The 24,382-nt window shown below is 70.8% G+C and carries 26 protein-coding genes; 13 read left to right on the top strand and 13 right to left on the bottom strand.

Annotated elements, in window-relative coordinates:
• The 5 genes from G6048_RS33400 to G6048_RS33380 form a co-directional block, all read right to left on the bottom strand.
• Window positions 1–1,289: cation:proton antiporter (locus G6048_RS33400; protein ID WP_328827704.1), on the bottom strand; the 1,289-nt coding region annotated here is incomplete at its 3' end.
• A gap of 7 nt (window positions 1,290–1,296) precedes the next feature.
• Window positions 1,297–1,782 (bottom strand): cation:proton antiporter regulatory subunit, encoded by a 486-nt coding sequence (locus G6048_RS33395; RefSeq protein ID WP_165343337.1) that lies wholly within the window; start codon window positions 1,780–1,782, stop codon window positions 1,297–1,299.
• Between the two features lie 141 nt (window positions 1,783–1,923).
• A complete protein-coding gene (locus G6048_RS33390) occupies window positions 1,924–3,342 on the bottom strand; it encodes a flotillin family protein (RefSeq protein WP_165343336.1) in 1,419 nt (472 codons plus the stop codon).
• A 119-nt stretch (window positions 3,343–3,461) separates the two neighbouring features.
• Complete coding sequence (locus tag G6048_RS33385) at window positions 3,462–3,977, bottom strand: hypothetical protein (protein ID WP_165343335.1); 516 nt, start codon at window positions 3,975–3,977, stop codon at window positions 3,462–3,464.
• Between the two features lie 319 nt (window positions 3,978–4,296).
• A complete protein-coding gene (locus tag G6048_RS33380) occupies window positions 4,297–5,526 on the bottom strand; it encodes an RNA-guided endonuclease InsQ/TnpB family protein (RefSeq protein ID WP_165343334.1) in 1,230 nt (409 codons plus the stop codon).
• A 351-nt stretch (window positions 5,527–5,877) separates the two neighbouring features.
• On the opposite strand from G6048_RS33380, the gene G6048_RS33375 reads away from it, so the two are divergent.
• The 3 genes from G6048_RS33375 (at window position 5,878) to G6048_RS33365 (ending at window position 8,825) form a co-directional block, all read left to right on the top strand.
• On the top strand, window positions 5,878–6,939 hold the full coding sequence (locus G6048_RS33375) for a PucR family transcriptional regulator (RefSeq protein WP_165343340.1): 1,062 nt from the start codon (window positions 5,878–5,880) through the stop codon (window positions 6,937–6,939).
• Between the two features lie 55 nt (window positions 6,940–6,994).
• Entirely contained in the window at window positions 6,995–7,705 is a 711-nt protein-coding gene (locus G6048_RS33370) for a response regulator (protein ID WP_165343333.1), read from the top strand.
• Window positions 7,706–7,880: 175 nt separating this feature from the next.
• Complete coding sequence (locus tag G6048_RS33365) at window positions 7,881–8,825, top strand: C45 family autoproteolytic acyltransferase/hydolase (protein ID WP_165343332.1); 945 nt, start codon at window positions 7,881–7,883, stop codon at window positions 8,823–8,825.
• A 14-nt stretch (window positions 8,826–8,839) separates the two neighbouring features.
• Here the strand turns inward: G6048_RS33365 and G6048_RS33360 are convergent, their stop codons facing one another.
• A complete protein-coding gene (locus tag G6048_RS33360; RefSeq protein ID WP_328827701.1) occupies window positions 8,840–9,259 on the bottom strand; it encodes a Uma2 family endonuclease in 420 nt (139 codons plus the stop codon).
• A 129-nt stretch (window positions 9,260–9,388) separates the two neighbouring features.
• Window positions 9,389–10,288, bottom strand: coding sequence for an SDR family NAD(P)-dependent oxidoreductase (locus G6048_RS33355; protein WP_165343330.1), 900 nt, complete (start codon window positions 10,286–10,288; stop codon window positions 9,389–9,391).
• 96 nt (window positions 10,289–10,384) lie between these two features.
• On the opposite strand from G6048_RS33355, the gene G6048_RS33350 reads away from it, so the two are divergent.
• The 5 genes from G6048_RS33350 (at window position 10,385) to G6048_RS33330 (ending at window position 14,265) form a co-directional block, all read left to right on the top strand.
• Window positions 10,385–11,050 carry a TetR/AcrR family transcriptional regulator gene (locus tag G6048_RS33350; protein ID WP_165343329.1) on the top strand — a complete coding sequence of 222 codons (666 nt, stop codon included), beginning with the start codon at window positions 10,385–10,387 and terminating at the stop codon, window positions 11,048–11,050.
• Window positions 11,051–11,141: 91 nt separating this feature from the next.
• The gene (locus G6048_RS33345; RefSeq protein WP_165343328.1) at window positions 11,142–12,149 is read left to right on the top strand and encodes a permease; all 1,008 of its coding nucleotides are present in this window, start codon (window positions 11,142–11,144) and stop codon (window positions 12,147–12,149) included.
• Window positions 12,146–12,868 carry a TIGR03943 family putative permease subunit gene (locus G6048_RS33340; RefSeq protein WP_165343327.1) on the top strand — a complete coding sequence of 241 codons (723 nt, stop codon included), beginning with the start codon at window positions 12,146–12,148 and terminating at the stop codon, window positions 12,866–12,868. The genes G6048_RS33345 and G6048_RS33340 overlap by 4 nt, the downstream gene beginning before the upstream one ends.
• Window positions 12,869–13,031: 163 nt before the next feature.
• Complete coding sequence (locus G6048_RS33335; protein WP_165343326.1) at window positions 13,032–13,541, top strand: SigE family RNA polymerase sigma factor; 510 nt, start codon at window positions 13,032–13,034, stop codon at window positions 13,539–13,541.
• Window positions 13,531–14,265: a L,D-transpeptidase gene (locus G6048_RS33330; protein ID WP_165343325.1), complete on the top strand. Its 735-nt coding sequence runs from the start codon at window positions 13,531–13,533 to the stop codon at window positions 14,263–14,265. The genes G6048_RS33335 and G6048_RS33330 overlap by 11 nt, the downstream gene beginning before the upstream one ends.
• A gap of 98 nt (window positions 14,266–14,363) precedes the next feature.
• Here the strand turns inward: G6048_RS33330 and G6048_RS33325 are convergent, their stop codons facing one another.
• Together G6048_RS33325 and G6048_RS33320 are read right to left on the bottom strand one after the other, a co-directional pair.
• Window positions 14,364–14,825: a luciferase domain-containing protein gene (locus tag G6048_RS33325; RefSeq protein ID WP_165343324.1), complete on the bottom strand. Its 462-nt coding sequence runs from the start codon at window positions 14,823–14,825 to the stop codon at window positions 14,364–14,366.
• Between the two features lie 122 nt (window positions 14,826–14,947).
• On the bottom strand, window positions 14,948–16,291 hold the full coding sequence (locus G6048_RS33320; protein ID WP_165343323.1) for a helix-turn-helix domain-containing protein: 1,344 nt from the start codon (window positions 16,289–16,291) through the stop codon (window positions 14,948–14,950).
• Window positions 16,292–16,491: 200 nt separating this feature from the next.
• Here G6048_RS33320 and G6048_RS33315 point away from each other — a divergent pair, with 200 nt between their 5' ends.
• Together G6048_RS33315 and G6048_RS33310 are read left to right on the top strand one after the other, a co-directional pair.
• The gene (locus G6048_RS33315; protein ID WP_165343322.1) at window positions 16,492–16,653 is read left to right on the top strand and encodes a hypothetical protein; all 162 of its coding nucleotides are present in this window, start codon (window positions 16,492–16,494) and stop codon (window positions 16,651–16,653) included.
• A gap of 144 nt (window positions 16,654–16,797) precedes the next feature.
• A complete protein-coding gene (locus tag G6048_RS33310) occupies window positions 16,798–17,409 on the top strand; it encodes a dihydrofolate reductase family protein (protein WP_165343321.1) in 612 nt (203 codons plus the stop codon).
• 18 nt (window positions 17,410–17,427) lie between these two features.
• On the opposite strand, the gene G6048_RS33305 is transcribed toward G6048_RS33310, so the two are convergent.
• Window positions 17,428–17,760, bottom strand: a complete 333-nt coding sequence (locus G6048_RS33305; RefSeq protein ID WP_165343320.1) for a DUF397 domain-containing protein — start codon at window positions 17,758–17,760, stop codon at window positions 17,428–17,430.
• Window positions 17,720–18,568 (bottom strand): helix-turn-helix domain-containing protein, encoded by an 849-nt coding sequence (locus G6048_RS33300; RefSeq protein WP_165343319.1) that lies wholly within the window; start codon window positions 18,566–18,568, stop codon window positions 17,720–17,722. The genes G6048_RS33305 and G6048_RS33300 overlap by 41 nt, the downstream gene beginning before the upstream one ends.
• An 84-nt stretch (window positions 18,569–18,652) precedes the next feature.
• Here G6048_RS33300 and G6048_RS33295 point away from each other — a divergent pair, with 84 nt between their 5' ends.
• Window positions 18,653–19,132 (top strand): ATP-binding protein, encoded by a 480-nt coding sequence (locus tag G6048_RS33295; RefSeq protein WP_328827696.1) that lies wholly within the window; start codon window positions 18,653–18,655, stop codon window positions 19,130–19,132.
• Window positions 19,129–20,373 (top strand): amidohydrolase, encoded by a 1,245-nt coding sequence (locus tag G6048_RS33290; protein WP_165343318.1) that lies wholly within the window; start codon window positions 19,129–19,131, stop codon window positions 20,371–20,373. Before G6048_RS33295 ends, G6048_RS33290 begins: the two co-directional genes overlap by 4 nt.
• A 68-nt stretch (window positions 20,374–20,441) precedes the next feature.
• Here the strand turns inward: G6048_RS33290 and G6048_RS33285 are convergent, their stop codons facing one another.
• On the bottom strand, window positions 20,442–21,455 hold the full coding sequence (locus G6048_RS33285) for an RNA polymerase subunit sigma-70 (protein WP_165343317.1): 1,014 nt from the start codon (window positions 21,453–21,455) through the stop codon (window positions 20,442–20,444).
• A 213-nt stretch (window positions 21,456–21,668) separates the two neighbouring features.
• On the opposite strand from G6048_RS33285, the gene G6048_RS33280 reads away from it, so the two are divergent.
• Window positions 21,669–22,673, top strand: coding sequence for an NAD-dependent epimerase/dehydratase family protein (locus G6048_RS33280; RefSeq protein WP_165343316.1), 1,005 nt, complete (start codon window positions 21,669–21,671; stop codon window positions 22,671–22,673).
• A gap of 37 nt (window positions 22,674–22,710) precedes the next feature.
• Here the strand turns inward: G6048_RS33280 and G6048_RS33275 are convergent, their stop codons facing one another.
• Complete coding sequence (locus G6048_RS33275; RefSeq protein ID WP_165343338.1) at window positions 22,711–24,114, bottom strand: hypothetical protein; 1,404 nt, start codon at window positions 24,112–24,114, stop codon at window positions 22,711–22,713.
• Window positions 24,115–24,382: the final 268 nt, after the last annotated feature.

Genomic DNA, 24,382 nt, shown 5'->3' with positions numbered 1-24,382 from the left:
GGAGCCATGCGATCGCCGCTGCGATCTCCTCGGCCGCGCCTGCCCGGCGCAGGGGGATCGTCGGGATCAGGCGCGCTGGGCGGTCCGGGTCGCCCATCGCCGCGTGCATGTCTGTGTCCACGAGGCCGACGGACCATCGCCGTCAGGCGCGTACCCACCGGCTCCGTGAAGCGAGCCGTCAGCGGACCGATCACCACCAGGATGAGGACGTACGCCGTGGCCAGCGGCCCGAGGGACGGTTCGATGCCCGCCGTGACCGCGAGCCCGGCGATCACGATCGAGAACTCGCCGCGCGCCACCAGCGTGCCGCCCGCGCGCCAGCGCCCCTTCGTCGAGATCCCGGCCCGCCCGGCGGCCCAGTACCCCGTGGCGATCTTCGTGACGGCGGTGACCACGGACAGCGCGAGCGCGGGCAGCAGCACCGGCGGAATGCTGGCCGGGTCGGTGTGCAGGCCGAAGAAGACGAAGAACACGGCGGCGAACAGGTCCCGGAGCGGGGAGAGCAGATTGTGCGCGCCTTCCGCCGCCTCCCCCGACAGCGCGATGCCGACCAGGAACGCGCCCACCGCCGCCGAGACCTGGAGCTGCTGGGCGAGCCCGGCGACCAGCAGCGTCAGGCCGAGTACGACCAGGAGCAGCTTCTCGGGGTCGTCGCTGGAGACGAAACGGGAGATGAGGCGCCCGTACCGCACCGCGACCACGAGGACGAGCGCCGCCGCGCCGAGCGCGATGGCCAGCGTGAGGCTGCCCGAGGCGAGGCCCGCGCCGGCCAGCAGGGCGGTGATGATCGGCAGATAGACGGCCATCGACAGGTCTTCGAGGACCAGGATGCTGAGGATCACGGGAGTTTCGCGATTGCCGAGCCGCCCCAGGTCGCCGAGGACCTTGGCGATGACTCCGGAGGAGGAGATCCAGGTGACTCCGGCGAGGACCACGGCGGCCACCGGACCCCAGCCGAGCAGCAGCGCCATGGCCGCGCCGGGCAGGGCGTTCAGGGCGGCGTCGACCAGGCCCGCCGGGTACTGGGTCTTGAGGTTCGTGACCAGATCGCTCGCCGTGTACTCGAGTCCCAGCATGAGCAGCAGCAGTACGACCCCGATCTCGGCGCCGATCGCCACGAACTCCTCACTGGTACCCAGCGGCAGCAACCCGCCCTTCCCGAAGGCGAGTCCGGCGAGCAGATACAGCGGGATGGGCGAGAACGAGAACCGCCCGGCGAACCGGCCCAGCAGCCCCAGGCCGAGGATGATGGCGCCGAACTCGATCAGAAAGACCGCGGAGCTGTGCACGTCCGGTTCACTCCCGTCCGAGTATCGCCGCGGCCGTCTCCACGCCCTCGCGGGTGCCGATCACGATGAGGGTGTCCCCGCCGGCCAGCCGGAAGTCGGGCGGGGGCGAGGGGATCGCCTCCGCCCGGCGCAGCACGGCGACGATCGACGCGCCGGTCTCGGTACGCATCTTGGTCTCGCCGAGCAGCCGTCCGTTCCAGTACGAGGTGCCGGCCAGTTCGAGGCGTTCGGCCACCAGTCCCAGCTCGGTGGTGGACAGCAGATTCGGGCTGTGGTGCGTGGGCAGCAGCGCGTCGACGAGGGCCGCCGCCTCCTTCGGCGTCAGATGCACGGACAGGGAGCAGGCGTCCGGGTCGTCCGTGCGGTACGCGCTGAACGTCCGGTCACCGTCCCGGTGCGCGACCACCGAGAGCCGGCGCCGCTCACGTGTCGTCATGTCGTAGCGCACCCCGATCCCCGGCAACGGCGTACTGCTCAGGCGTGGTGTGCCCATGGCTGGTCCCCTGTCCGATCCGTACGTACGTGTCCACGGGGCTGCCTCCGCCCCACATGCGCACCGTACGCAACCCGCATGAAGGCCGGCGCCCCTGGGCGGACGCCGGCCTCCACGGTCAGCCGGTCACTCGATCCTCGGTCAGCCGGTCACTTCGATCTTCCCGTTGGCCGCCTCCGCGGGTACGGCCGTCTTGCCCGCCGTGATCCCCTTCAGCAGCTCGGCGAGGTCAACTCCCGTGGTGGAGCTGAGGAGTTCCATGCCCTGCGCGACGTTGTCGGCGACCGTACGCGACAGCTGGCTGGCGCCGTCCGTAGAGATCACCGTCATCTTGTCGACCGCGCTGAGCGGCTCGGACGCCTTGGCGACGACCTGCGGCAGTACCTCGACCAGCATCTGCAGCACGGCCGCGTCGCCGTACTGCGCGAACGCGTCCGCCTTCTTCCGCATCGCCTCGGCCTCGGCGGCACCCTTCGCGCCGATCGCGGCGGCCTCGGCCTCGCCCTCGATGCGTACGGCGTCGGCGAGCGCCGCACGGTGCGCCTTCTCGCCCTCACCGGTCAGCCTGGCTCGCTGGGCGTCCGCCTCGGCCTCCTTGACCTGCGCGATCCGCCGGGCCTCGGCCTCCTGCTCGGCCTGGTAGCGGGCGGCGTCGGCGGGCTTACGGATCTTGGTGTCCAGCTCGCGGTCGGTCAGCGCGGCCTGCCGCTGAGCCACCTTCTCCTGCTCGCTCAGCACATCCTGCTGCCGAGCGGCCTCGGCCAGCGGCCCCGCGGCGTTCGCCTGGGCAACCGCCTGATCCGTCTCGGCCTTGATCTCGGCCTGCTTCAGCGCGAACGTCCGCTGGGCGATCGCGATCTCCTCCTCGGCCTTCAGCCGCGCCTGCTCGGCGGCCCGCCGGGCCACCGCCTCCGCGATGTCGGCCTCCTGCTTGGCTCGCGCGGCCTCCGGACGGCCCAGGTCCTCCAGGTAGGAGCCCTCGGTGGTGATGTCCTGGATCTGGAAGGCGTCGAGCACCAGGCCCTGCCCGGACAGGCTCGCCTCGGCCTCCTCCGCCACCTGCCCGGCGAACGCGGCCCGGTCCCGGATGATGTCCTCCACCGACATCCGGCCCACGATGGACCGGAGCGCGCCGGACAGCACCTCCTGGGTGAAGCCGACGATCCCGCCCTGCTGCATCAGGAACCGCTGGGCCGCGGCACGGATCGAGTCCTCGGAGCCGCCGACCTTGACGATGGCCACGCCTTCGAGGTTGGCCTTCACTCCGCGCAGCGTGACCGCGCCGCGCACCGCGATCGGGATGTGCCGCGAGGACAGATCGAGGGTGAACTTCTGCTGCACGAACGGCACGACGAACACGCCGCCGCCGACCACGACCTTCTGGCCGCTGTTGTCGGTGAAGATGCGGCCGGTGTCCGGATCGGTGGATGTCTTGCCGCGCCGCCCGGTGACGATGAACGCCTCGCTCGGCCCGGCCACCTTGTACCGGGTGATGACGACGAGCGCGAGCAGCACGAGGAGTACGACGACTCCGACGACTGCGATGACGACTGGACTCATGATGACTTCCCCCCTGCCGGCCCGTGGACGGCAGATCGGTACGTACGAATGATGTGCGAGGTCTGTGGTGGGTGGTTTGGTGTGCGCGGTGTGCTGGGTGGCCGCCCGTGGCCGTCCGGTCAGCGCTCGACCTGGCGGACCGTCACCGACGTCGTCGACAAGGTCCCCTCGACCCAGATCTCGGCACCCCGCGCGATCGGAACGGGGCTCTTGGCCGCGTACTTCACCGGCTGGCCCGCGAGATACAGCAGCACCTCGCCATAGCCGTCGGCCGGAATCGCGGTGACCACGGAGCCCGAGGAGCCCACCAGGTCCTCGCTACGCGGCGTGACGGCGGGTTCGTCCCGCATCAGAGCCCGGCTGAGCCTCCAGGTCAGCCAGCCCGCCCCGGCACCCGCGCCGACGCCCACGACGGTGGCGGGTCCGGCTCCGAGGCCCGTCGTGCCGAGCACGATCGCCCCGCCGAATCCGAGCATCGAGATGAACCCGGCAATGACCGGCAGCGACAGCAGCCCGTCGAACAGCCCGTCCAGGACCCCGGCCCCGTCGAAGAGCCCTTCCAGCACCCCGTCGAAGACGAGCGCCAGGACGAGCAGAACGATCCCCGCGATGCCGAGACCGAGAAAGAAGGTCATGCGGTACGCCCCCCGTGTCCCCCGCGTACGCCGACCACCTCGGCGTACGGGAATCATCCCAGGCATGTGCCCCATCGCACACTGCCGTACTCCGGCAATCTTTACGCCGTCCTGATGCCGGTTCCGGCCCATACGCAGGGGGCCGGCCGCGGGCCAGGATGACGGGGCAGGAAACAAGGGGAGCACGGGGGACGGATACGGGCCCCGGTGCCTTGGTGTCGACGGGGGAAGACACTGGCACCGGGGCTCAGTTCTGCCCCCTTGTGCCCTGTTCCGGCATTGAATCCTCCCCTCCCCGAAGGGGGAGGGGATTCCTGGCTCAGGCCGCCTCCTGGAGCAGCGCTCCAGGAGGTCTTGTGCCCTCGGCACCAGCCGGGTTGAGACCAGCCCGGACGAGCATCACGCGGGCGGAGTTCTTGTCCCTCGGACGGGACACTCCGCATGCGGTGCAGGTGTAGGTGCGCTCACCCAGCGGCAGTACGTGCTTGGCTCTCGCTCCGCACTGCGCGCAGTCCATCGTGGTGTGCGCGGGGTGTACCAGGCGGATGTCCCGCCCGTGCTTGCGGCCCATCTCGATCAAGGCCTGCTTGGTGGCGCCGATGGCGGCGTCGGCGGCCTTGCGGGCCATGGTGGTCTTGGCCAGGAACTTCGGCTTGAAGTCCTCCACCGCGAGGGCGTCGTGGTCGCGGACCACCTTCTTGGCCCACTTGCGGCCGGTGTCCTCACGCTGCCGGGCGACCTTCTGGTGCGCCTTCGCCCGCAGTGTCTTCGCCTCGCGGTAGCCCTTCGACCCGCTCTTGCCCTTCTTCGTTTTGCGGCGGGCCACCATCCGGTCGTACCGGGTCAGCTTCGCCTGGGCCTTCCTGCCGTGCTGGGCGTGCGGCAGGTCGTGCGCGTCGGAGGTGGTGGTCGCGGTCTCCTTCACGCCCCAGTCGACGCCCAGCACGCGGCCGGTCTCCGACAGGGGCTGCACCTGGGCGGGGACGACGAAGCTGGCGTACCAGTGCCCGAGGCTGTCCTGGTACAGGCGCACACTGGACGGCTCGGCGGGCAGTTCCCGCGACCACACCACCGCCACGACGATGCCCCCCGCCAGGTGCAGCCGGCCGTCCTTCAACCGGAACCCGCGCTTGGTGTAGTTGAGGGTCGGCAGCGCCTCGCGCTTGGTCTTCCACGTCGGCATCCCCGCCCGGCGGTGCTGGGCAACCCCCTCACGGATGTCCTTCTGCGCCTTGGTGCGGGAGCGGCCGAAGTCGCGGATGATCTGCTGCTGGGGAACCGACGAGCCCTCGCGCAGCCACGGCGTGCGGGCGCGGGCTTCGGTCAGCATCTTGTCGAGCTGCGCCGGGCCGCACGTTTGCTTGTCGGTGTCCTCGGGACGGTTCTGGTTCCAGGCGTGGACCTGCTTCGACTTGGCCACGCACTCGTTCCACACCCACCGGCACCGGTCCCACTCCGCCATCAGCAGCGTGCGGGCGGTGGACGACACGCGCAGCCGGTAGGTGTAGCGGGCCTGCTCGCCCTCCGCAGCCGCCGTCACCTGCGCCATCTCGCCCCCTCACGGTCCCGGCCGGGACACTATGCCGTCCCGAACCCTGCGAAGGATCGTATGTACGACAGCCGCACAAACTCACCCGACCCCGTGACCACCACCCCAACCAGTGATCACAGGCACGCGCGTTCGTATCATCCTCGGCGAGGCCTGCAGCGGTACGGGCGCTCCGCGCCCTGAACCGGATGCGGCGACGCTCCGCGTCGCGACACCAGGATGCGATTCCTCCCCGACGTGAACGCCGGAGCCTCCTCGCAAGGAAGCAGGTAAACCACTCCCTGGCGATCCGCCCCAGCCGCGTATGCGTTAGAAAGGCGTCAAGGGCTGATGACGTATCCGGGGGCACTGATGGCGGGGCAGGACGTACCCGAGGAATACCTCGACGGCTTCGCCGTCATTCTCGCGGACGCCTCCGCGACCGGCCGCCGGCTGACCCGCGACGAACTCGACTCCCGCCGGGCGCTGGGTGAACGGGCCGCCGAGGCCGGGTACGGCCTCCGCGCCCTCGTCGGCGCGCATCTGGCCGCCGCCCGCGCCCAATGGCCGGCCGCGAACCTCGCCTCCACGGACAGCGTGCTCGCCGCCGTCGAGCAGACCGTCGACGCCTTCGCGGAGGGATACGAGCGGGCCCAGCGGCAGGCCGTACGCCAAGAGGAGGCGGCGCGCCGGGAGTTCATCGACGACCTGCTGTACGGACGCAGCGACCTGGGCCGGCTCGCCCAGCGCGCCGAACGCTTCGGCCTGCGCCTGTCCCACGCGCACGCCGTCGCCGTGGCGCATGGCAGGGCCGGGTACGACGAGGGCGACGTCGTCTCCCGCGAGGTGGAGCGCGCGCTGATCGGCCGGTTCGGCGACCGCAGCATCCTGGTCACCACCAAGGACGGGCGGCTCGTCTGCATCGCCCCCGGCGACCAGGACGAGGTCCTCGCCTTCTTCGCCAAGCAGGCGTACGCGGCGACCGACGGCGGCCAGGTCGCCATCGGCCGCCCGCAGCCCGGCCCCGGCGGCGTCGTCCAGTCGTACGAGGAGGCCCTGAACGCCCTCGACCTGGCCGAGCGCCTGGAACTCGACGCCCCCGTACTCCGCGCCGCCGACCTCCTCGTCTACCCCGTCCTCACCCGCGACCGCCAGGCCATGGCGGACCTGGTGCGCAGTGCCCTCGGCCCGCTGCGGCAGGCCCGCGGCGGAGCCCGGCCGCTCCTCGACACCCTCACCGAGTACTTCGCCTCGGGCTGCGTCGCCGCGGAGGCGGCCCGCCGGCTGTCGCTGAGCGTGCGGGCCCTCACGTACCGGCTGGACCGGATCCACCGGCTGACCGGCGCGAATCCGGCGGACCCGGTGCACCGGTACACGCTGCAGACGGCGGTGATCGGGGCGCGGCTGCTGGACTGGCCGGAGAAGGACTTCTGAGCAGGACCTCTGGGGTAGTCGCCGCCGCTCACCCCCATGCGGCAGGATTCGGGCCATGACCGAGCGAGCCACGACCGAGCGCGACCGCCCCATCCGCGTCCTGATCGCCGACGATCAGGACATGGTGCGTACCGGCTTCCGTTTCTTCCTGGACGCGCAGCCGGACATCACCGTGGTCGCCGAGGCGGCGGACGGGGAGCAGGCCGTCGCGCTGGCCCGGGAGGCCCGGCCGGACGTGTGCCTGCTCGACATCCGTATGCCGAAGATGGACGGCCTGGAGGCGACGCGGCTGCTGGCGGGCCCGGAGGTTCCGGACCCGATGCGGGTCGTCGTGGTGACGACCTTCGACCTCGACGAGTACGTCTACGGCGCCCTGCGCGGCGGAGCCTGCGGCTTCCTCCTCAAGGACTCCGGCCCCACGCTCCTCGCGGAGGCGGTCCGTGCGGCCGCGGCGGGCGACTCCCTGGTCTCCCCCTCCATCACGGTCCGCCTCCTCAAACACGTCACGGCCCCGACAGCGACCCCCACGCCGACCGCGCCGACCCCGGCCCAGCCCCAAGAACCGCTCACCGACCGCGAGTTGGACGTCGTACGCCTCGTCGCCCTCGGCCGCACGAACGCCGAGATCGCCGCCGACCTGTACGTATCCCTCTCCACGGTCAAGACCCACCTGGCCAGCGTCCAAATCAAACTGGCAGCGAGGAACCGCGTAGAGATCGCGGCGTGGGCCTGGCAGACGGGCAACGCGAATGCCTCCGGCGGTTGAGCGGTTGGGTTCGTAGGGGTTGGGGCGCGCAGCTCGACTGCCGGCTCGTCGTGGCTGGTCGCAACCACCCACGAGTACCTGATCCGAACGGAACTCTGGTGAATTCGCCCTGAATTTCGGTACGTTGACCGAACTTCGCCCCCGCTCCACCCACCCCGCCAAGGGAGCAGCACCCATGCCCCAGCAGCCGAAGACCTTTCGTGCCCTCGACATCGGTGACGGCAACGACGGGATCTGGGCCGCTCATACGCAGGCTCTGTGGCCGGCCGCGGACAAGTGGCTGACCGAGGAGAGCAAGACCCCGGAGGGGGCCGCCCGGGCGCGGGAGTTGTTCGAGGCTCATATGCCGGAACTGGTACCGGTACTCGACCGGTTGGCGGCCCAACTCGACCGGCCCAGAGGCGGAACCTTCCTCACCCTCGCCGGCATACGGCCGTTCTTCGCGGGCTGCAGCCAGATCGGCGTCGGCGGCACCCTGCTGCGCAACTACGACTTCGACCCCGCCGATTGCGAAGGCACCATCGTCTCCTCGCATTTCCTCCGGCCCGTGATCGGCATGCAGGACGCCGGCTGGGGCTTGCTGGACGGTATGAACGACGCCGGCCTCGCCGTGTCGCTCACCTTCGGCGGACGTTTCGTACACGGGCCCGGCTTCGCCATCCTCATCGTGCTGCGGTATCTGCTGGAGACCTGCGAGACGGTCGACGAGGCGGTGGACAAGCTGCGTACGATCCCGATCGGCATCCCGCAGAACGTCACCCTCGTCGACGCCGACCGCGCCACAACCGTGTACGTCGGCCCCGACATCCCCCTCACCGAGGCCCCGGACGCCTGCGCCACCAACCACCAGCACCTGCCGGTCCCGGACGAGCAGGAACAGCAGAGCCGGACCCAGAAGCGGCTGGCCACGGTCAGGGCGGCGGGCCCGGACCTCGCGGCACTGCTGAAGCCTCCGCTGTACAACTCCGCGTACGACACGGGCTTGGGCACCGTCTACACCGCCCACTACCGCCCCACCGACGGCCAGGTCACCTACCACTGGCCCACCGAAAGCTGGGACCAGTCCTTCGCGGACTTCACCCCGGGTACACGCACGGTGACCATGGGACGGTCGGAGTAAGGGCGACGCCTACGTCAGTCGTCACCGTCGGGTTCGGGCGACAGCATCATCTCCTTGCGGGAGTAGAGCGGCAGCCCGCTTGTGTCGAGCTTCCAGGTGCCCAGTGCGGTGTTGATTTCGAGCGGAGTTCCGTACGGCTGCTTGTGCAGGCGGTTGCCGTAGGCGGGGCACCCTTCGCTCGTGTCGATGTCCCACTGGTAGGTCCAGGTGCCGTCGCGGGGATCGAGGATGAGGTAGTGCTCGATCCCCATCGCCGGGTAGTCACGGCTCTTGGCCTCGTAGTCGTTGGCCGGGTTCGACGGGGAGACGATCTCGATGGCGAGAAGGATCTCGTGCGGGTCCAGTGGATCGTCGGTCAGCATCGCCTCGCGCGAGGTGATGCTGATGTCGGGGATCCGGAGCTTGCCCAGGGCGACGTCGTCGACTTCACGCACGCTACCGCCAACGGGTCCGCGAACCGCTGACAGCCGTCGCCCAGGTGCCCTCGACTTCGCCGCCATCGACCCGTGTGACGGGCAAAGCCGCGACGACCTGACAAACGAGGTGACCCACCTCCCCAAGGCCTAGGCAGAGACAGGGAACTTCACGCCGGTGAGGTTCTCGGAGACTGTCCACAGGCGTTGCTGGACTGTCCGGTCGTAGGACTCCGGGGTGGACTCGACGAGCTTCGGGTGGCCTCGGGAGCCGCCCATTCCGTCGGGGCCGTAGTACTGGCCGCCGTGGACTGCGAGGTCGGTGGCCGCGCGCAGGGTCGGTAGTGCGCCCATCTCCGGCTTCTGGCTCATCAAGGGCGCGATCAGGGGGCTGATCACCCGCATCGCGGCCGGGAGGTTGCGCATGAGATCGGTATTGGCCAGACCCGGGTGTGCGGCCACCGAGATCGTGGTGCCGAGCGAGGCGAGGCGGTGTTGCAGCTCGTAGGTGAACAACAGGTTCGCCAGCTTCGACTGCCCGTAGGCCGCTACGCGGCTGTAGGACCGCTCCGACTGCAGGTCGTCGAAGTGGATGCCGGCCCGGACGCGGTGGGCGAGGCTGCTGACCGTCACCACCCGCGAGCCCGGCACGGGGAGCAGCAGGTCCAGCACCAGCCCGGTGAACGCGAAGTGGCCGAGATGGTTGGTGCCGAACTGCAGCTCGAAGCCGTCGCGCGTGGTCTGCTTCGGCGGGTACATCACACCGGCGTTGTTGATCAGCAGGTCGATCCCCGTGTGCGTTCCGTGCAGGTCGGCCGCGGCGGCGCGGACCGACTCCAGCGACGTCAGGTCCAGCTCCTGCACGGTGACGTCACCGGACATGCGGGCGGCCGCCTGCCTGCCCTTCTCGACGTCCCGCACGGCCAGCACCACCGTCGCTCCGTGTTCCGCCAGGGCACGGGCGGTCTCGAAGCCAAGGCCGGTGTTGGCGCCGGTCACGACCGCCACCCGACCCTTCTGGTCGGGGATGTCGCGCTCGGTCCACTTCATGACAGTCTCCTTATAGACCGTTGGTCTGTTACGGCCTCGACAGTAAGAGACCAGTGGTCTGATGTCAAGAGACCGCTGGTTTGTAAACTGGGGCGCATGACATTCCAGCGGGCACGCAGCAAGGAGCAGCGCGAGATCCGGCGCCAGGCGATCCTGGACACGGCGGCGGCGATGCTCGACGAGATGCCGGTGGCCGACGTGAGCCTCAACGAGCTGAGCCGACGGGTCGGGCTGGCCAAGTCGAACGTGCTGCGTTACTTCGAGTCACGTGAGGCGGTGCTGTTCGAACTGCTGGAGCGGGCCATGGCGAGATGCCTGGCGGAGGTGCCGGACGAACTGGCCAAGGGTGTCGACCCACACCTGTCGGCGCGCGAACGCGGTGACCAGGTGGCCGCGGTACTCAGCGCGTCCCTCGCCCGCCACACGGTGCTGCTCGATCTCATCAACGCACAGCCCAATGTGCTGGAGCACAACGTGTCCGTCGACGTGGTGGTGCGCCACAAGCGGTCGGCCATCGCCGGCCTCACGAACACGGCCGACCTCATCCGCCAGTACGTGCCGGAACTCGGCGACGACGCCCTGACGGTGGCCATGATGACGATGATCCTGGCCGGCGCCCTCTCGTCCTACTGCCGGCCCTCCGCCAGCACTGCCGCCGCCTACGAAGCCGACCCCACCGTGAGCGTGCTCCGCCTGGACCTGCGCACCACCCTGGAACACGCCACCGCCACGCTGATCGCGGGCACACTGGCACGCGCCTGACACCAAGGCACCGAGGAGCCCGCACAGCGGCACCGGTTAATCTGCCGGGAGCGTACGGGCGTGCGACCGGGTGAGGCGGGAAGCAAGGGGCGTGGAGGAGCGAGGGAGTCTGGCCGACGGGGCGCGGTTGGCCGCGCGGGGGTTTGTGTATGTCGTCGTGGGGGGCGTTGCCCTCGTCGCGATCGTCACCATCGGGTCCGTGCTCGGGCCGATGTTCGCGCTCGATCTCGCTACGCCTGCCATGGCGGCCTGGTGGACCGTGTTCACGTCCATCGCTGTGCAGGCGATGCCGTTCCTGTTGCTGGGTACGGCGGTGTCGGCGGGGATCGGGGCATTCGTGCCGGAGCGGGTCTTCAGTCGCGTACTGCCGAAGAAGCCCACGCTCGCCGTGCCCGTCGCGGGGGCGGCCGGGGTGGTGCTTCCCGGGTGCGAGTGCGCCTCCGTGCCGGTGGCCGACAGTCTGATGCGGCGCGGAGTCGCGCCGGCCGCCGCGCTCGCCTTTCTGCTGTCCGCGCCCGCCATCAATCCCATCGTGCTCATCGCCACCTCCATCGCCTTTCCGGGCAACCCGGCCATGGTCGGCGCCCGGCTCGTCGCCTCGCTCGGCACCGCCGTGGTGATGGGGTGGCTGTGGGTCCGGTTCGGGAAGGAGGAGTGGCTGCCCCCGCGGCGTACGACAGGCAAGGGCGCGTCCCCTACCGGGTGGCGCGGGTTCCGGGACGGGCTGCAGCACGACTTTCTGCACGCGGGCGGCTTCCTCGTCCTGGGCGCGGCCGCCGCGGCGACCTTCAACATCCTCGTCCCGCGCTCCGTGCTCGACGTCTTCACCGACTCGCCCTGGCTGTCGGTGCTGCTGCTCGCCGTACTCGCCGTCGTACTGTGCGTCTGCTCCGAGGCCGACGCCTTCGTCGCGGCCTCGCTGAGCGGGTTCTCGCCCACCGCGCGGCTCGCGTTCATGGTGGTCGGGCCGATGGTCGATCTGAAACTGTTCGCCCTCCAGGCGGGTACCTTCGGGCGGGCCTTCGCCATCCGGTTCTCGTCCGTGACCTGGGTCGTGGCCGTGGCGGGCAGTGTGGGCGTGGGGTGGTGGCTGCTATGAGGTTCCGTACGCAGGGGGTGCTGCTGCTTCTGTGCGGGGCGGCGCTGCTGAGGGTGTCCCTCTTCAGCGAGCTGTATCTGCGGTATGTGAAAGAGGGGCTGCGGCCGTATCTGGTCATGTCCGGGGTGCTGCTGCTCGTGCTCGGGGTGCTGGGCCTCGTCAGGCGTGAGAACGGCGACGGCGATCACGGGCACGAGGACCATCAAGGTCTCGGCCACGACCACAGCCGCAGCCCCCGTATCGCCTGGCTCCTCGCCGCCCCCGCCCTCGCCCTCCTCATCTACCCGCCGCCCGCCCTCGGCTCGTACAGCGCCGAGCGCGAGGAGGCGAAGGTCGCGGCGCAGGGCGTCGGCACCTTCCCGAAGCTCCCGGCCGGAGACCCGGTCGAGCTGACGCTGAACGCGTTCGCGTCGCGTGCGCAGTGGGACAGCGGCGCCTCCATGAAGGGGCGCACCCTCCGGCTGACCGGTTTCGTGACGAAGGATGACGACGGCAGGTGGTACGTCGCCCGCCTCTTCGTCAACTGCTGCGCCGCCGACGCCGCGCCCCTGAAGGTCCAGGTCCGCGGCTCCAAGGCCCCCGCCCGCGACACCTGGGTCACCGTCACCGGCACCTGGCACCGCACCGGCAAGCCCGGCTCGGACGAGGCCCGCCCGGTCCTGAACGCCACCTCCGTGCAACGCGTGGACCAGCCCTCGAACCCGTACGAGAAGCGCTGAACCCGGCCGACCCCCGGCTGCCCCCTCGGCCAACTCCCGTGTTGTGCTTCGATGTACGCGACCCAGGGACCCGTACACCCGACCCGTACACCCGACCCAGGGACCCGTACCCGCGGCGGAGACGACCGGGTTGCACGGCGTCCCGCAGACTCCGGCGGGGGGCATGACCGAGGAAGAGTTCGACGCGTTCTACGCCGCCGCGTTCCCGCGGCTGACCGGCCAGCTCTACGCCTTCACCGGGGACCACGGCGAGGCGCAGGACGTCGTCCAGGAGGCGTTCGTACGTGCCTGGGACCGGCGGCGGGAGTTCCTGGCCGAGGGGGCTCCCGAGGCGTGGATCCGTACCGTCGCGATGCGGCTCGCGGTGAGCCGCTGGCGGCGGGCGAGGCGTTGGCTGGAACTGGTGCGCCGCAATCCGCCGCCGGAGCACATGCCGGGGCCGGGTCCCGAGCGCACCGCGCTGGTCCAGGCGTTGCGGGAACTGCCCGAAGCGCAGCGCAGAGCCGTCGTACTTCACCATCTGTGCGACCTCAGTGTCGAACAGGTAGCCTCCGAAACCGGTGCGCCCGTGGGCACGGTCAAGGCCCGGCTGTCCCGCGGCCGCGCGGCGCTGGCGCGGTGGCTGAGCGAGGCCGATGAACTGGCTGAGAGGGAGGACGACCGTGTCCGATGAGCCCCGGCCCGCCGAGTCCCGCCGCGAACTGGCCTTCGCCCTCAACGAGTTGGCCGACGATCACGAGAGCCTGCCGCCCGTCCCGGGGGCCGAGATCCGCCGTCGTGCCGTACGCCGCCGCCGTCGTCGGCACGCCTCCCTGGCCGCGGTCGGTACCAGTGCGGTGGCGGCCGTTTCGGTGGTCCTGAGCATGGCCTTCGTCGGCGGGAAGGAGGGCCACCACTCCAGGCCGCCCGCGGCCACGCTCAAGGCACCGGCTCCGTCGTCCGCCGCCGGCTCGCTGCCCGCCGCCACCGTGAACCTCTCCCGGCGTGAACTGGTGGTCGGGGGGCGCGTCCTGCCCATCTCCGCGGGGGCGGCCAGGACGCCGACGCCGACGGGCCGTATGACGGTCACCGGCAAGGACAAAGTCGCCATGCTGCCGGGCGACACGTTCGGATTCGGGCGACGGTACGAGACGAAGGCGCCGTGGGTGATCCGGCTGCGCACCCCCCAGAACCGTACGAACTACATCGTCGCCTTCACCGTGGACGAGAAGGCGCCCGGCAACTACGACAGCACGACGGGATGGATCGGGCTGCGCCGCGGCGACGCGGAGTGGTTGTACCGGCGGCTCGATCCGGGTGCGGTGGTGGCGGTGGTGGGAGCGGCGCCCACGCCGATGCCGGTGCCCGCGACGACGCCTGCGCCGGTGCGGACGATGCCGAGCGGTACGGCGTCGTGACGTACGCCTGTGCCGGAACGTACGCCTCTGTGAGCGCACGTAGGGCGTCTGTGTCGGTTGGGTCCGCCGTGCCAGTTGGGTCGGCCGTGTCGGCTGCGTCAGTGCCCGTGGGGCATGAGCCGGTCGACCATGCGGCGGGCCGCTCCCGGGCGGGCGGCGGGGACGGCGGGCAGTTCGGCCGGGCGTTCCCAGTCGCAGGGCAGGGACGGGCGGCGCCGCGCTTCCTCGCTACCGCCCCCCTCGCCGTTCTCCTCGCTGTGTTCCTTGAGGGCGACGCTCACAAGGACCAGCAGGAGTTCGACGTCCGAGTCGCAGTCGAGGAGGACGGTGATCCAGGAGGCGCCGGGGCGTACGCGTATGGCGCTGCTGTGGCGGAGCTGGGGGAGCAGGCGTTCGACCGCCGTGCTGGTGAGGTGGAGATCGGCGGAATCGGCGGTGTGGAAATGGACGATCTCGTGTCCCGCCGAAGCGAAAGCCTGCCCAACGGTGCACTTGGGCGGGCCACTTACCAGGTTCGGCCAGCTCTCCAGGAGAGTCATGGCGCGATGGGCCGCGGTCATAACCACATACTTACCCACCCGTCATCTGGATGACTACCCCAGGCTTCCGGCAGTTCGGCCGAACACTCAGACCTTCCTGGGCCGGGCCTTGGCCGGGCCTTGGCCGGGAGGGCGTGTGAGCGTCAGAGTGGCGGGTGTGCCGGTGCCGGGCCCAGCGTCGTCGTGCCCGGTGCGGTCTGGTGGCCCAGGCCCGTGCGGTACGCGTCCAGGGCCGCCTCCACCCGGCCCGTGCGCCGGAACAGGTCGCCCAGCATGCGGCACAGGTCGGCCAGATCTCCCGCAGCGCCCGCCCGCTCCAGCAGGCTGAGCGCCCGTACGTAGTGCTCCTCGGCCGACTCCGTGTCCCGTGTGTCCTCGGCGATGATCCCCAGCAGGCGATGAGCCGCCGCCGCATGAACAGCGCCGCGTTCCGAGGTCAGATCTCCGAGCACATCGCGCAGCAGCTTCGCCGCCTCGGCCGACTTTTCCCGGCGGTGCAGGACGTCGGCCAGTTCCACCACCACCTGGCTGGTGTAGAGCGTCGCGCGCTTCGCGGCGAGGATCGCCCGGGCCTCGCGCAACTCGCTCTCGGCGCGGTCGAGTTGGCCGTTCTGGGCGTACACGTAGCCGCGCATCCAGTGGCAGTTGGCGAGTTCCGTACGGGTCTGGAGCTGGCGGTACAGTTCCGCCGCCTTCGCCAGGGACGCGTCCGCCTCCGTGATCCGGCCCTCGGCGAGCAGCGTACGGGCGACCGAGCGGTGCATACGGGCCAGCAGCGCCGGATCCTCCACCTGCGGAGCCAGCGCCAGGGCGAACTCCGCGGCCTGGGCGGCGCGCGCGTGGGCGCCCATGTCCATGTACGGCCCGATCACGCTCGCGTAGAGGAGGACCAGGGCGCCGGGGTCGTGCAGGCCGGTGCGGTTGAGTTCGTCGAGGGCGGACTCCAACAGGTAGCAGGCGTACCGGAGTTCGCCCGCGAGGTAGTGGGCCACCGCGCGTCCGCGCAGGGCCGGCACCCGGATCGGTAACGGCGCGTCCGCGAGCCGTTTCTCCGCCTCCTCGAACCGGAGCCGGCCCACGACCAGGTCGCCGGACTCCAGGGCGCATTCGCCGAGGCCCAGCAGGGCGGCCGCGCACTCGGCGTCGAGCCCGTGCGCCTCGGCCTCCGCCAGCAGCGCCGCGTACTGCTCGGCCGCGGCCTCCGCCTCCCCGGTGGCGAGGGTGCGCTGCGCGTCGGTGAGCCGCAGGCGCAGCGTCGTGGCGAGGTGGGCGGGGCGGCCGGTGGCCAGTTCCTCGTACGCGACGCCGAGCCGGGCGGCGATGTGCCGCAACGCCTCCTCCGAGGGCCGTACGCGCCCCGCCTCCAGCGTGGAGATGTAGGCCGGCGTGTACTTCCCTTCCGCCAACTGCTTCTGTGTCAGCCCGCGTTCGGTACGCAGCTGCTGGACTCGGCGCCCGATGATTCCCGGGTCGTCACGCTCGGCCATGGGCCAAGCATGCCAGCAAGTCGACTTACCTCTACTGGTAAGCCAACTTCCGTTCGTAACAAGCCAGTTAGTGCTCCCGAGAAAGGGGCAGGAGAATTCCGAGACCTCTTGCCCCTCGGCCCGTTCCGCTCTACGTTAAGCGGCGCGTTAAACCTACGATTGCCCCCCACTTAACGCACTGACGATGCGAGGTTGTCGCCGTGTTCCGACGCATGTCCACGCGCTATGTCTCGGCGCTCCACATCACGGTCCGCCACGTCTCGACCCGCCATGTCTCGGTCCGCTACCTCCCGGCCCTGTGCGCCGCGATCGTCGCCTGCGCGGCGCTGATCAGCGCGGGGGCGGCGGGGCCGCATCGCTGACGGTTTCCGGGCTGAACGGCTCGGACCGGGCCGATCGGCTCGGACCGATCGGCTCGGCTCGGACCGATGAGTTTTCCTGCGGCACCGGGTCCATAAAGGCGAGGGGACGGTTGGCGGCCCCTGCCGAAAAGGGAGTGGTGCGCGATGAAATTGGTACTGCAGGAGTTCCTGTCGCTGGACGGTGTCTCTCAGGGGCCGGGCGCCCCGGACGAGGACACGAGTGACGGATTCACCCAGGGCGGCTGGTTCGTACCGCATCTGGACGAGGCCTTCGAGCGGCTGGCCGGCACCTGGCTCGAGCAGGCGGACGCGTTCCTGTTCGGCCGCCGCACGTATCTGAACTTCGCGCGGGACTGGCCGAAGATGACCGAGCACCCGTCCGCCGCCATCCTGAACGGCCTGCCGAAGTACGTGGCCTCCAACAGCCTCACCCGAGCCGACTGGAATCCCACCACGATCCTCTCCGGCGACATCCCCGCCCAGGTCGCCGAACTGAAGCGGCAGCCCGGCCGCGATCTCCAGATCCACGGCAGCGCGCGCCTGGGCCAGTCGCTCCTGGCCGCCAGCCTGATCGACGAACTGCGCCTCGCGATCGCTCCGGTAGTCGTAGGCACCGGCCGCCGCCTGTTCCCGGACGGCGGCGCCCCGGCGGGCTTCCGCCTCGTGAGCAACGAGACGACACCGGGCGGCCTGACGATCCTCGTCCTCGAATCGACGGGGCTTCCCGAGTACGGGACGTACGGGGCTGAGGGGTAGGGCCCCCTCCCTCGGGGGTCAGAGGGAGGTGACGAAGGTGGTGAAGGCGTTGGGGGTGACGGTGAAGGCGCCGGCTTCGGGGTTCTTCGAGTCGCGGACGGCGATGTGGGGGGTGAGGTCGGCGACCTCGACGCAGTCACCTCCGTTGCTGCTGCTGTGGGTCGACTTGCGCCACTCGGCGGTCCCGAGGGAGGCGCATTCGACGCATTCGCCGCCGCTCGTTCCGCTGTACGTCGACTTGCGCCACTCGGCGTTGCCGAGCGGGGCGCACTCGACGCAGTCACCGCCGCTGCTGCCGCTGTAACTGGACTTACGCCACATCGCGGCTGTCAGCCCCTGGCTGGTCTCCATAGCGCTCCTCCATTACGTGGGCGATCAGCGCTGCCGAGTCCTGCACCGAGAGTGCGGCAGCCTGCAGTTGATCGTAATGGAGCCAGCCCTCGCTGACGCTGTCCGGGTTGGCGGTCATGTGCCCCTGGACGAAGTCCTCGGTGTAGACGATGTCCGGGTCATCGTCGAAGCGCAGGAGATTGAACCCGCCCGTCAGACCCGGGTGTTGGCCCGCAGAGAAGGGCAACACCTGGATCTTGACCCGCCGTTGGTTGCGAAAGCTCAACAGGTGCGCGAGTTGGTTTCGCATGACCTCCCGGCCGCCCATGGGGCGACACAGCACCGCCTCGTCCAGTACCACCCAGACCAGCGGTGGCTTCTCCTTCCGCAGGATGCGTTGCCGCTCCATCCGGGCCGCGACCAACTCGTCAACGCCCTCCGGCTCCGGGGCACCGATCACGGCACGTGCGTACTCCTCCGTCTGCAGAAGCCCGTACACCACCTGCGCCTGAAACGTGGAGATGTACGTGGCCCTGGCCTCCATGTCCGCGTACGGCTGGAACCAACTCGGCAGTTGCGACCGCAGCACCAGCCCAACCAACCGCGAGAAGGCCCCCTCCGTCTCGAGGGCCACATCAACCCGCTCGCTGAACTCCCGCGTCGGGACCTTGTGCGCCGTCTCGATCTGCCCGATCAGGGACCCGGTGCAGAACACGGCGGAACCCAACTGCTTCTGGCTGAGGCCGGCGGCCTCGCGGTAGCGGCGCAGTTCGGCGCCGTAGTAGTCCAGCGGGCTCGCGCTGGGGTCGAGGTGGCGGATATTCACCATGCGGCGCCAACTCCCAAGTGCACACGGCACATCGTTTCGTTCCGGGTGTAGCCGAGCGTAATCGGATCACTCCACTCTGGTGACGTGAATCACGCAACTGACCTTCAAGAGGCGGGTCTTGGCGCCAGGTATGGCGGCAACTTCACCGTCGGTGACCACTCGGCCCGGCACTTGCGCCGCATCCTCCGGGCGTACCTCATGGCATGGGAGATGCCCGAACTGATCGACGCGGCGGGCCTCGCACTCACGGAGCTGATCGCGAACGTCGTCCGCCACGTACCGGGGCGGCGCTGCTCACTGGCGATGCTGCGGACGGCCGAGGGGGTGCGGGTGGAGGTGACGGACGCCTGCCCGTCGCCGCCGTCGTCCACAGCTGTGGACGACGAACTGGCGGAGGGCGGCCGGGGCCTGCTGATCACCGAGGCGGTCACGGACCGCTGGGGCTGGCAGCCGCTGACGGGCGGCGGCCGTACCGGCAAGGCCGTGTGGTTCGAGTGCGACGCCAAGGCGGAGGCGCAGACAAGGCGCGGAGATGAAGACATGACCGTACGCTGCCATTCGTGACCTCTGCCGCCGCCCGCACCGCGCTGGACCTCACCGGGGACCTCCCGCTCCCCGCCCTTGAGGACTTCTACCGCGACCTGCACCGCCATCCGGAGCTGTCCCTCGCCGAGCACCGCACGGCGGGGCGGCTCGCGGAGCGGCTGCGGGCGGCCGGGTACGAGACGGCCGAGGGCGTCGGCGGTACGGGTGTGGTGGGGCTGCTGCGCAACGGGGACGGGCCGACCGTCCTCCTCCGCGGCGACATGGACGCGCTGCCGGTCGCGGAGGAGACGGGGCTGCCGTACGCCTCCGAGGCGCCCGGCGTCATGCACGCCTGCGGGCACGATCTGCACGTCACCTGGCTGGCGGGCGCCGCGTCCGCGCTCGCGGACGGGCGGGACACCTGGTCCGGCACGCTGCTCGTGGTGGGCCAGCCCGCCGAGGAGACCGGCGAGGGGGCGGCGGCGATGGTCGGGGACGGGCTGTACGAACGTTTCCCGCGCCCCGACGTTCTGCTCGCGCAGCACGCGACGCCGGGTCCGGCCGGGCTGTACGCGCACTCGCCCGGCCTGATCATGTCCGCCTCGACGGACGTCGACATCGTGGTGCACGGGGTGGGCGGCCACGGGTCCCGGCCCGAGGCGACGGTCGATCCGGTGGTGACGGCCGCGTACATCGTGACGCGCCTGCAGACCGTCGTATCAAGGGAGTTGGCGGCCCGCGAGTCCGCCGTCCTGACGGTCGGCCGGATCGAGGCGGGCACCCGGCACAACATCATCCCGTCCGAGGCGCACATCGCCCTCAACCTCCGTACGCAGTCCCCCGCCGCACGCGACCAGATGCTCGCCGCGATCCGCCGCATCGCGGTGGGCGAGTGCGCGGCGGCGGGCTGCCCGACCGACCCCACGATCACGATCGGCAGCAGCTTCCCGGTCACCGTGAACGACCTGGAAACCGACCGCCGCGTAGCCGCCGTCCACGGCGAGGTCTTCGGCCCGGAAACGATCCTCGACTTCGGCCCCGTCATGGGCAGCGAGGACTTCCCCGTCCTCGCCGACGGCGACCTCCCGTACGCGTACTGGTTCGTGACGAGCACCCCCGCCGACGTCTGGAACGCGGCAGCCACAGCCGGCGACCTGATGCGACAACTCGCCGCGGTCCCGAGCAACCACAGCCCCCACTTCGCCCCCGACCTGGCGACGGTCGGGCCGGGGGTACGGACGCTGGTGTCGGGGGCACTGGAGATGCTGACGGGGCGGTGAGGTGAACGGCCTGGGCCAGCGCCGCGACGACAGGTGAGCGTCCGCGCCAGGACCACTCCGTGCCAGGTCTACTCCGTTCCGTCCGCCGGCAGGCGCTCGGGCAGACCGAGTCGCGGGAACTGGTCGTCGTGGAACGTGACGATCTCGGCGATCGCCCCGCCGGTGACGCGCAGGACGTCGATCGTCAGCGGCAGGTACGCGCCCTCCTGCTTCTGCCAGAGGTAGAAGGCGGCGGCGGGCTGGCGGTTCACAGAGGTGAGGACGGCGCGCAGGCCCTTCATGCCCTCGAAGCCGCCCTCGACCCAGTCGTTCACCACCGCGTCGCGGCCGACGTGCAGGCCCGGCGTGGGCGGCATCGAGCAGCGGACGTCGTCCCGCAGCATCGCGGTGAGCGCCGGGATGTCCGTGGCCACGCTGGCGTCGGTGTAGCGGCGTACCAGCTCGCGCGTCCCGGCGTCCTCCTCGCCGCCGGTCCAGTCCTGCCGGTCGGCGGGCAGGTGCTCCCGCAGGCCGGCACGGGCCCGCTGCAGCGCGCTGTTCACGGAGTTGACGGAGACCCCGAGGACTTCCGCGACGTCCTTCGCCCGCCAGCCGAGCACGTCCCGCAGGATCAGCACGGCCCGCGGGCGCGGCGCGAGGTGCTGGACCGCGACCAGGTACGCCAGCTCGATCGTCTCCCGCGCGACGGCGACGGTCTCCGGCTCGTCCGCGTCGCCCGCGGGCAGCTCGTCGAGCAGCCGGTCCGGGTAGGGCTGCAGCCACAGCACCTCGCCGCCGGTCGCGGGCTCCGGGCGGCCCTTGGCGATCAGGTCCAGGCAGGCGTTGGTGGCGATCCGGTACAGCCAGGCCCGGAACGTCGACCGCCCCTCGAAGGTCTCCCGCCGCCGCCAGGCACGCAGGAATGTCTCCTGCACGGTGTCCTCGGCGTCATCGAACGACCCGAGCATCCGGTAGCAGTGCACGTGCAGCTCCCGCCGGTGCCGCTCCGCCAGCCCCGAGAACGCCGCCTCGTCGACCTCGCCAAGACCGCTCTCGCCCAGACCGCTCACGCCCAGCTCCTCCAGCCACGTATCCGCACTCATCACGTCATCCTTCCGCCTCGTCGTGTCCCGTCGTAGGTGTGACGGGTGCGGGCGCGAAAACTCATCACTGGGGTCGGTAGGCATGGCTGACCTCGCTTCGCCGGCGGTGATCGACCTCCGCGAGCAGCATGGGCTCGGCGCGGTTCTTACGGTGTCGTGACGTGCTGGGCGCGGAAGCGCCGTTCCGGCGGGTGGCGGGCCTAGCGTCTTCGTATGCGAGTACTGGTCACCGGCGGAGCCGGGTTTATCGGGTCGGCGGTTGTGGAGGCGCTTCGGGCGCGGGGGCATGAGGGGGTCGTCTACGACCTTGTGTCCGGGGGTGATGTGCGGGATCGGGAGAGTGTCGAGCGGGCGCTCGACGGGGTGGACGCCGTGTGTCACCAGGCCGCCATGGTGGGGCTGGGGAAGGGGTTCGAGGACGCTGCCGCGTATGTGAGCAGCAATGATCTCGGGACCGCTGTGTTGTTGTCGGCCATGGCGGATGCGGGGGTGCGGGGGCTGGTGCTCGCCGGGTCCATGGTCGTTTACGGGGAGGGGCGGTACGAGTGCGGTCGGCATGGAGTCGTACGGCCCGGGCCGCGGGCTGTCGCCGACCTGGACGCCGGTCGCTTCGAGCCCAACTGTCCTGTGTGTGGGGATGAGTTGGCGCCGGGGCTCGTGGGTGAGGACGCTCCCGTCGATCCGCGGAACGTGTACGCCACAACCAAGCTCGCCCAGGAGCATCTGGCCGCCTCGTGGGCTCGTGCGGTGGGCGGGCGGACGGTTTCGCTTCGGTACCACAACGTGTACGGGCCGGGGATGCCGCGTGACACCCCGTACGCCGGGGTCGCCTCCTTCTTCCGGTCCGCGCTGGCTCGCGGGGAGTCGCCCCGGGTCTTCGAGGACGGGGGCCAGCGGCGGGACTTCGTGCACGTACGGGATGTGGCCTCCGCCAATGTGCTGGCGCTGGAGGCCCTTTCGGACGCGTCCCCGTTCCGGGCGTACAACGTCGGCAGCGGCGATCCCCACACCGTCGGCGAGCTGGCCGAAGCGCTGGCCGCCGCCCATGGCGGGCCCGCGCCCGTCGTCACCGGGGAGTACCGGCTCGGCGATGTCCGGCACATCACGGCCGATTCGGCGCGGGTGCGGGGCGAGTTGGGGTGGAAACCGGAGGTCGGGTTCGAGGAGGGGGTCCGGGAGTTCGCCACGGCGGCGGGGTTGAGGGTGGATCCCGCGTAGACCGTACGTCCCGGTCCCCGACCCCCGGGTCCCGCAATCAGCCGACCTGTTGCGTCGCCCGGAGTTGCTCCAGGCGCTGGTGTACGTGCTGGAGGGCGCCCTCGCGACGGCCCGGCACGCGGGCGCGCAACTCGGCGAGGGAGGCTCCCAGTTCGCGAGCAGGGGCCGCCTCGGCGATACGGCCCCACTGGTGGTGGGCCCGGTCGGCGGCCGCCTCGACGGCGGGGGCGTCCGGCGACTGCCCCGCGCCGAGCCGCGCGTCGGCCACGGCCAGCCAGGTCCGACAGCTGCGCACGGCGTCCCCGGCGAACATGGCCAGATCGGCCCGTACCTCCATCCAGTGCACAACCTCGTCCGCACCGGGCCCGTACGCACGCAACGCGTCCTGCTCCCAGCGGGCAGCCAGCCGGTCGGCGTCACCGTGCCGCCCGGCCTCCACGGCGGAGGCGATTTCGGCGTGGGGGTCGGAGGGATCGGAGGAGGCGGAGGGTACGGGCGCCTCCGGCGGGGAGGCGGCGGGGATGAAGGGCGCGGGCACCTTTGGCGGTGAAGCAGCGGGGGCAAGTGATGCGGGCGCCTCCGGCCGCGAGCCGACAGGAACGAACGGCGCAGGCGCCTCCCACGATGCGGCAGCGGGGACGGCCGACGCAGGCACCTCCTGCGGTGCGGCAGCCGGGGCAAAGGATGCGGGCGCCTCCGGCCGCGAGCCGGCAGGAACGAACGGCGCAGGCGCCTCCCACGATGCGGCAGCGGGGACGGCTGGCGCCGTCGTCGCGAACGGCGTCGGAACCGCTGGCGCGGGCGACTCCACCGCCAGCACGATGTCCCGCCGGGCGGCGTCCGGCTCCTCCCCGGCCACCCGCGTCAGCGCCTGCTGGTGCAACTGGTCCGGTGCCGGGCGGTGGCCGCTGCGCAGGATCGTGGCGACGGACTTCATGTAGGTCGGGAGCGCGAGCGTTCGGCGGGGCGGGGGCGGGGCGATCCGGCCGTACAGCCGGACTCCCGGGCCGACGGCGAGCGGCTGCGTGACCAGGTGCTGCCAGGTCTCCGCGTCGGCGTGCAGGTCGACGAACACCGTCGTACCGCCGGGCGCGCGCAGCCGGAGCTCCTCACGGATCCAGTGCCAGGGGAAGCCGGTGTAGCGGACGGTCGACGGGGTCGTACGGGCCAGGGCCAGGTGCGGAAGCCGTTGGCGGCGGTCGAGTTGGAGCTGGCCGGTGACGAAGACCGTCAGTGGGCCGGGGGCCGTGGCGGCGGCACGCAGGCGGGTCAGGACGGCCTGGGGCTCCAGGGGGTCGGCGAGTTCGACGACGTTCGCGGTGTCCGCGCCGGAGAGCACCGCGGGCGCCACCGCCGCGAGCACGGGAAGCACCGACGCCGCGTCCACCAGAGACCTCTTGCCCACCGGCGAAGCCGCGAGCAGCAGCACCGTTCCAGGCATCGTTCCCGCCCCCTCCCCATCGATCAGCACGTCAGCACCGTAACCGCTGCGCGTGCGAAGCGGGGACGGAGGGAGCCATGGGAACCCGAAGACGGTGGATTCGAGCAAGCGGACGAAGTCCCTCACCCTACCTACGGGTACGTGTGACCATGGATGCTCCTGTGAAGCTTTGAGGTCTCAAAAGGTCAGCAAAGGAACAGGACATGACCAAGCCTGTCCCCAACTCCCCCACAACCGCTGTCTCCTCGCCCTCAGCCCCCTCGAGCAC

It is taken from the genome of Streptomyces ureilyticus, assembly GCF_011045025.1.
GTDB classification, from domain to species: Bacteria; Actinomycetota; Actinomycetes; order Streptomycetales; family Streptomycetaceae; genus Streptomyces; species Streptomyces ureilyticus.
The sequence above is the reverse complement of the archived record's forward strand: the minus strand, read 5'-3'. Positions and strand labels throughout refer to the sequence as shown.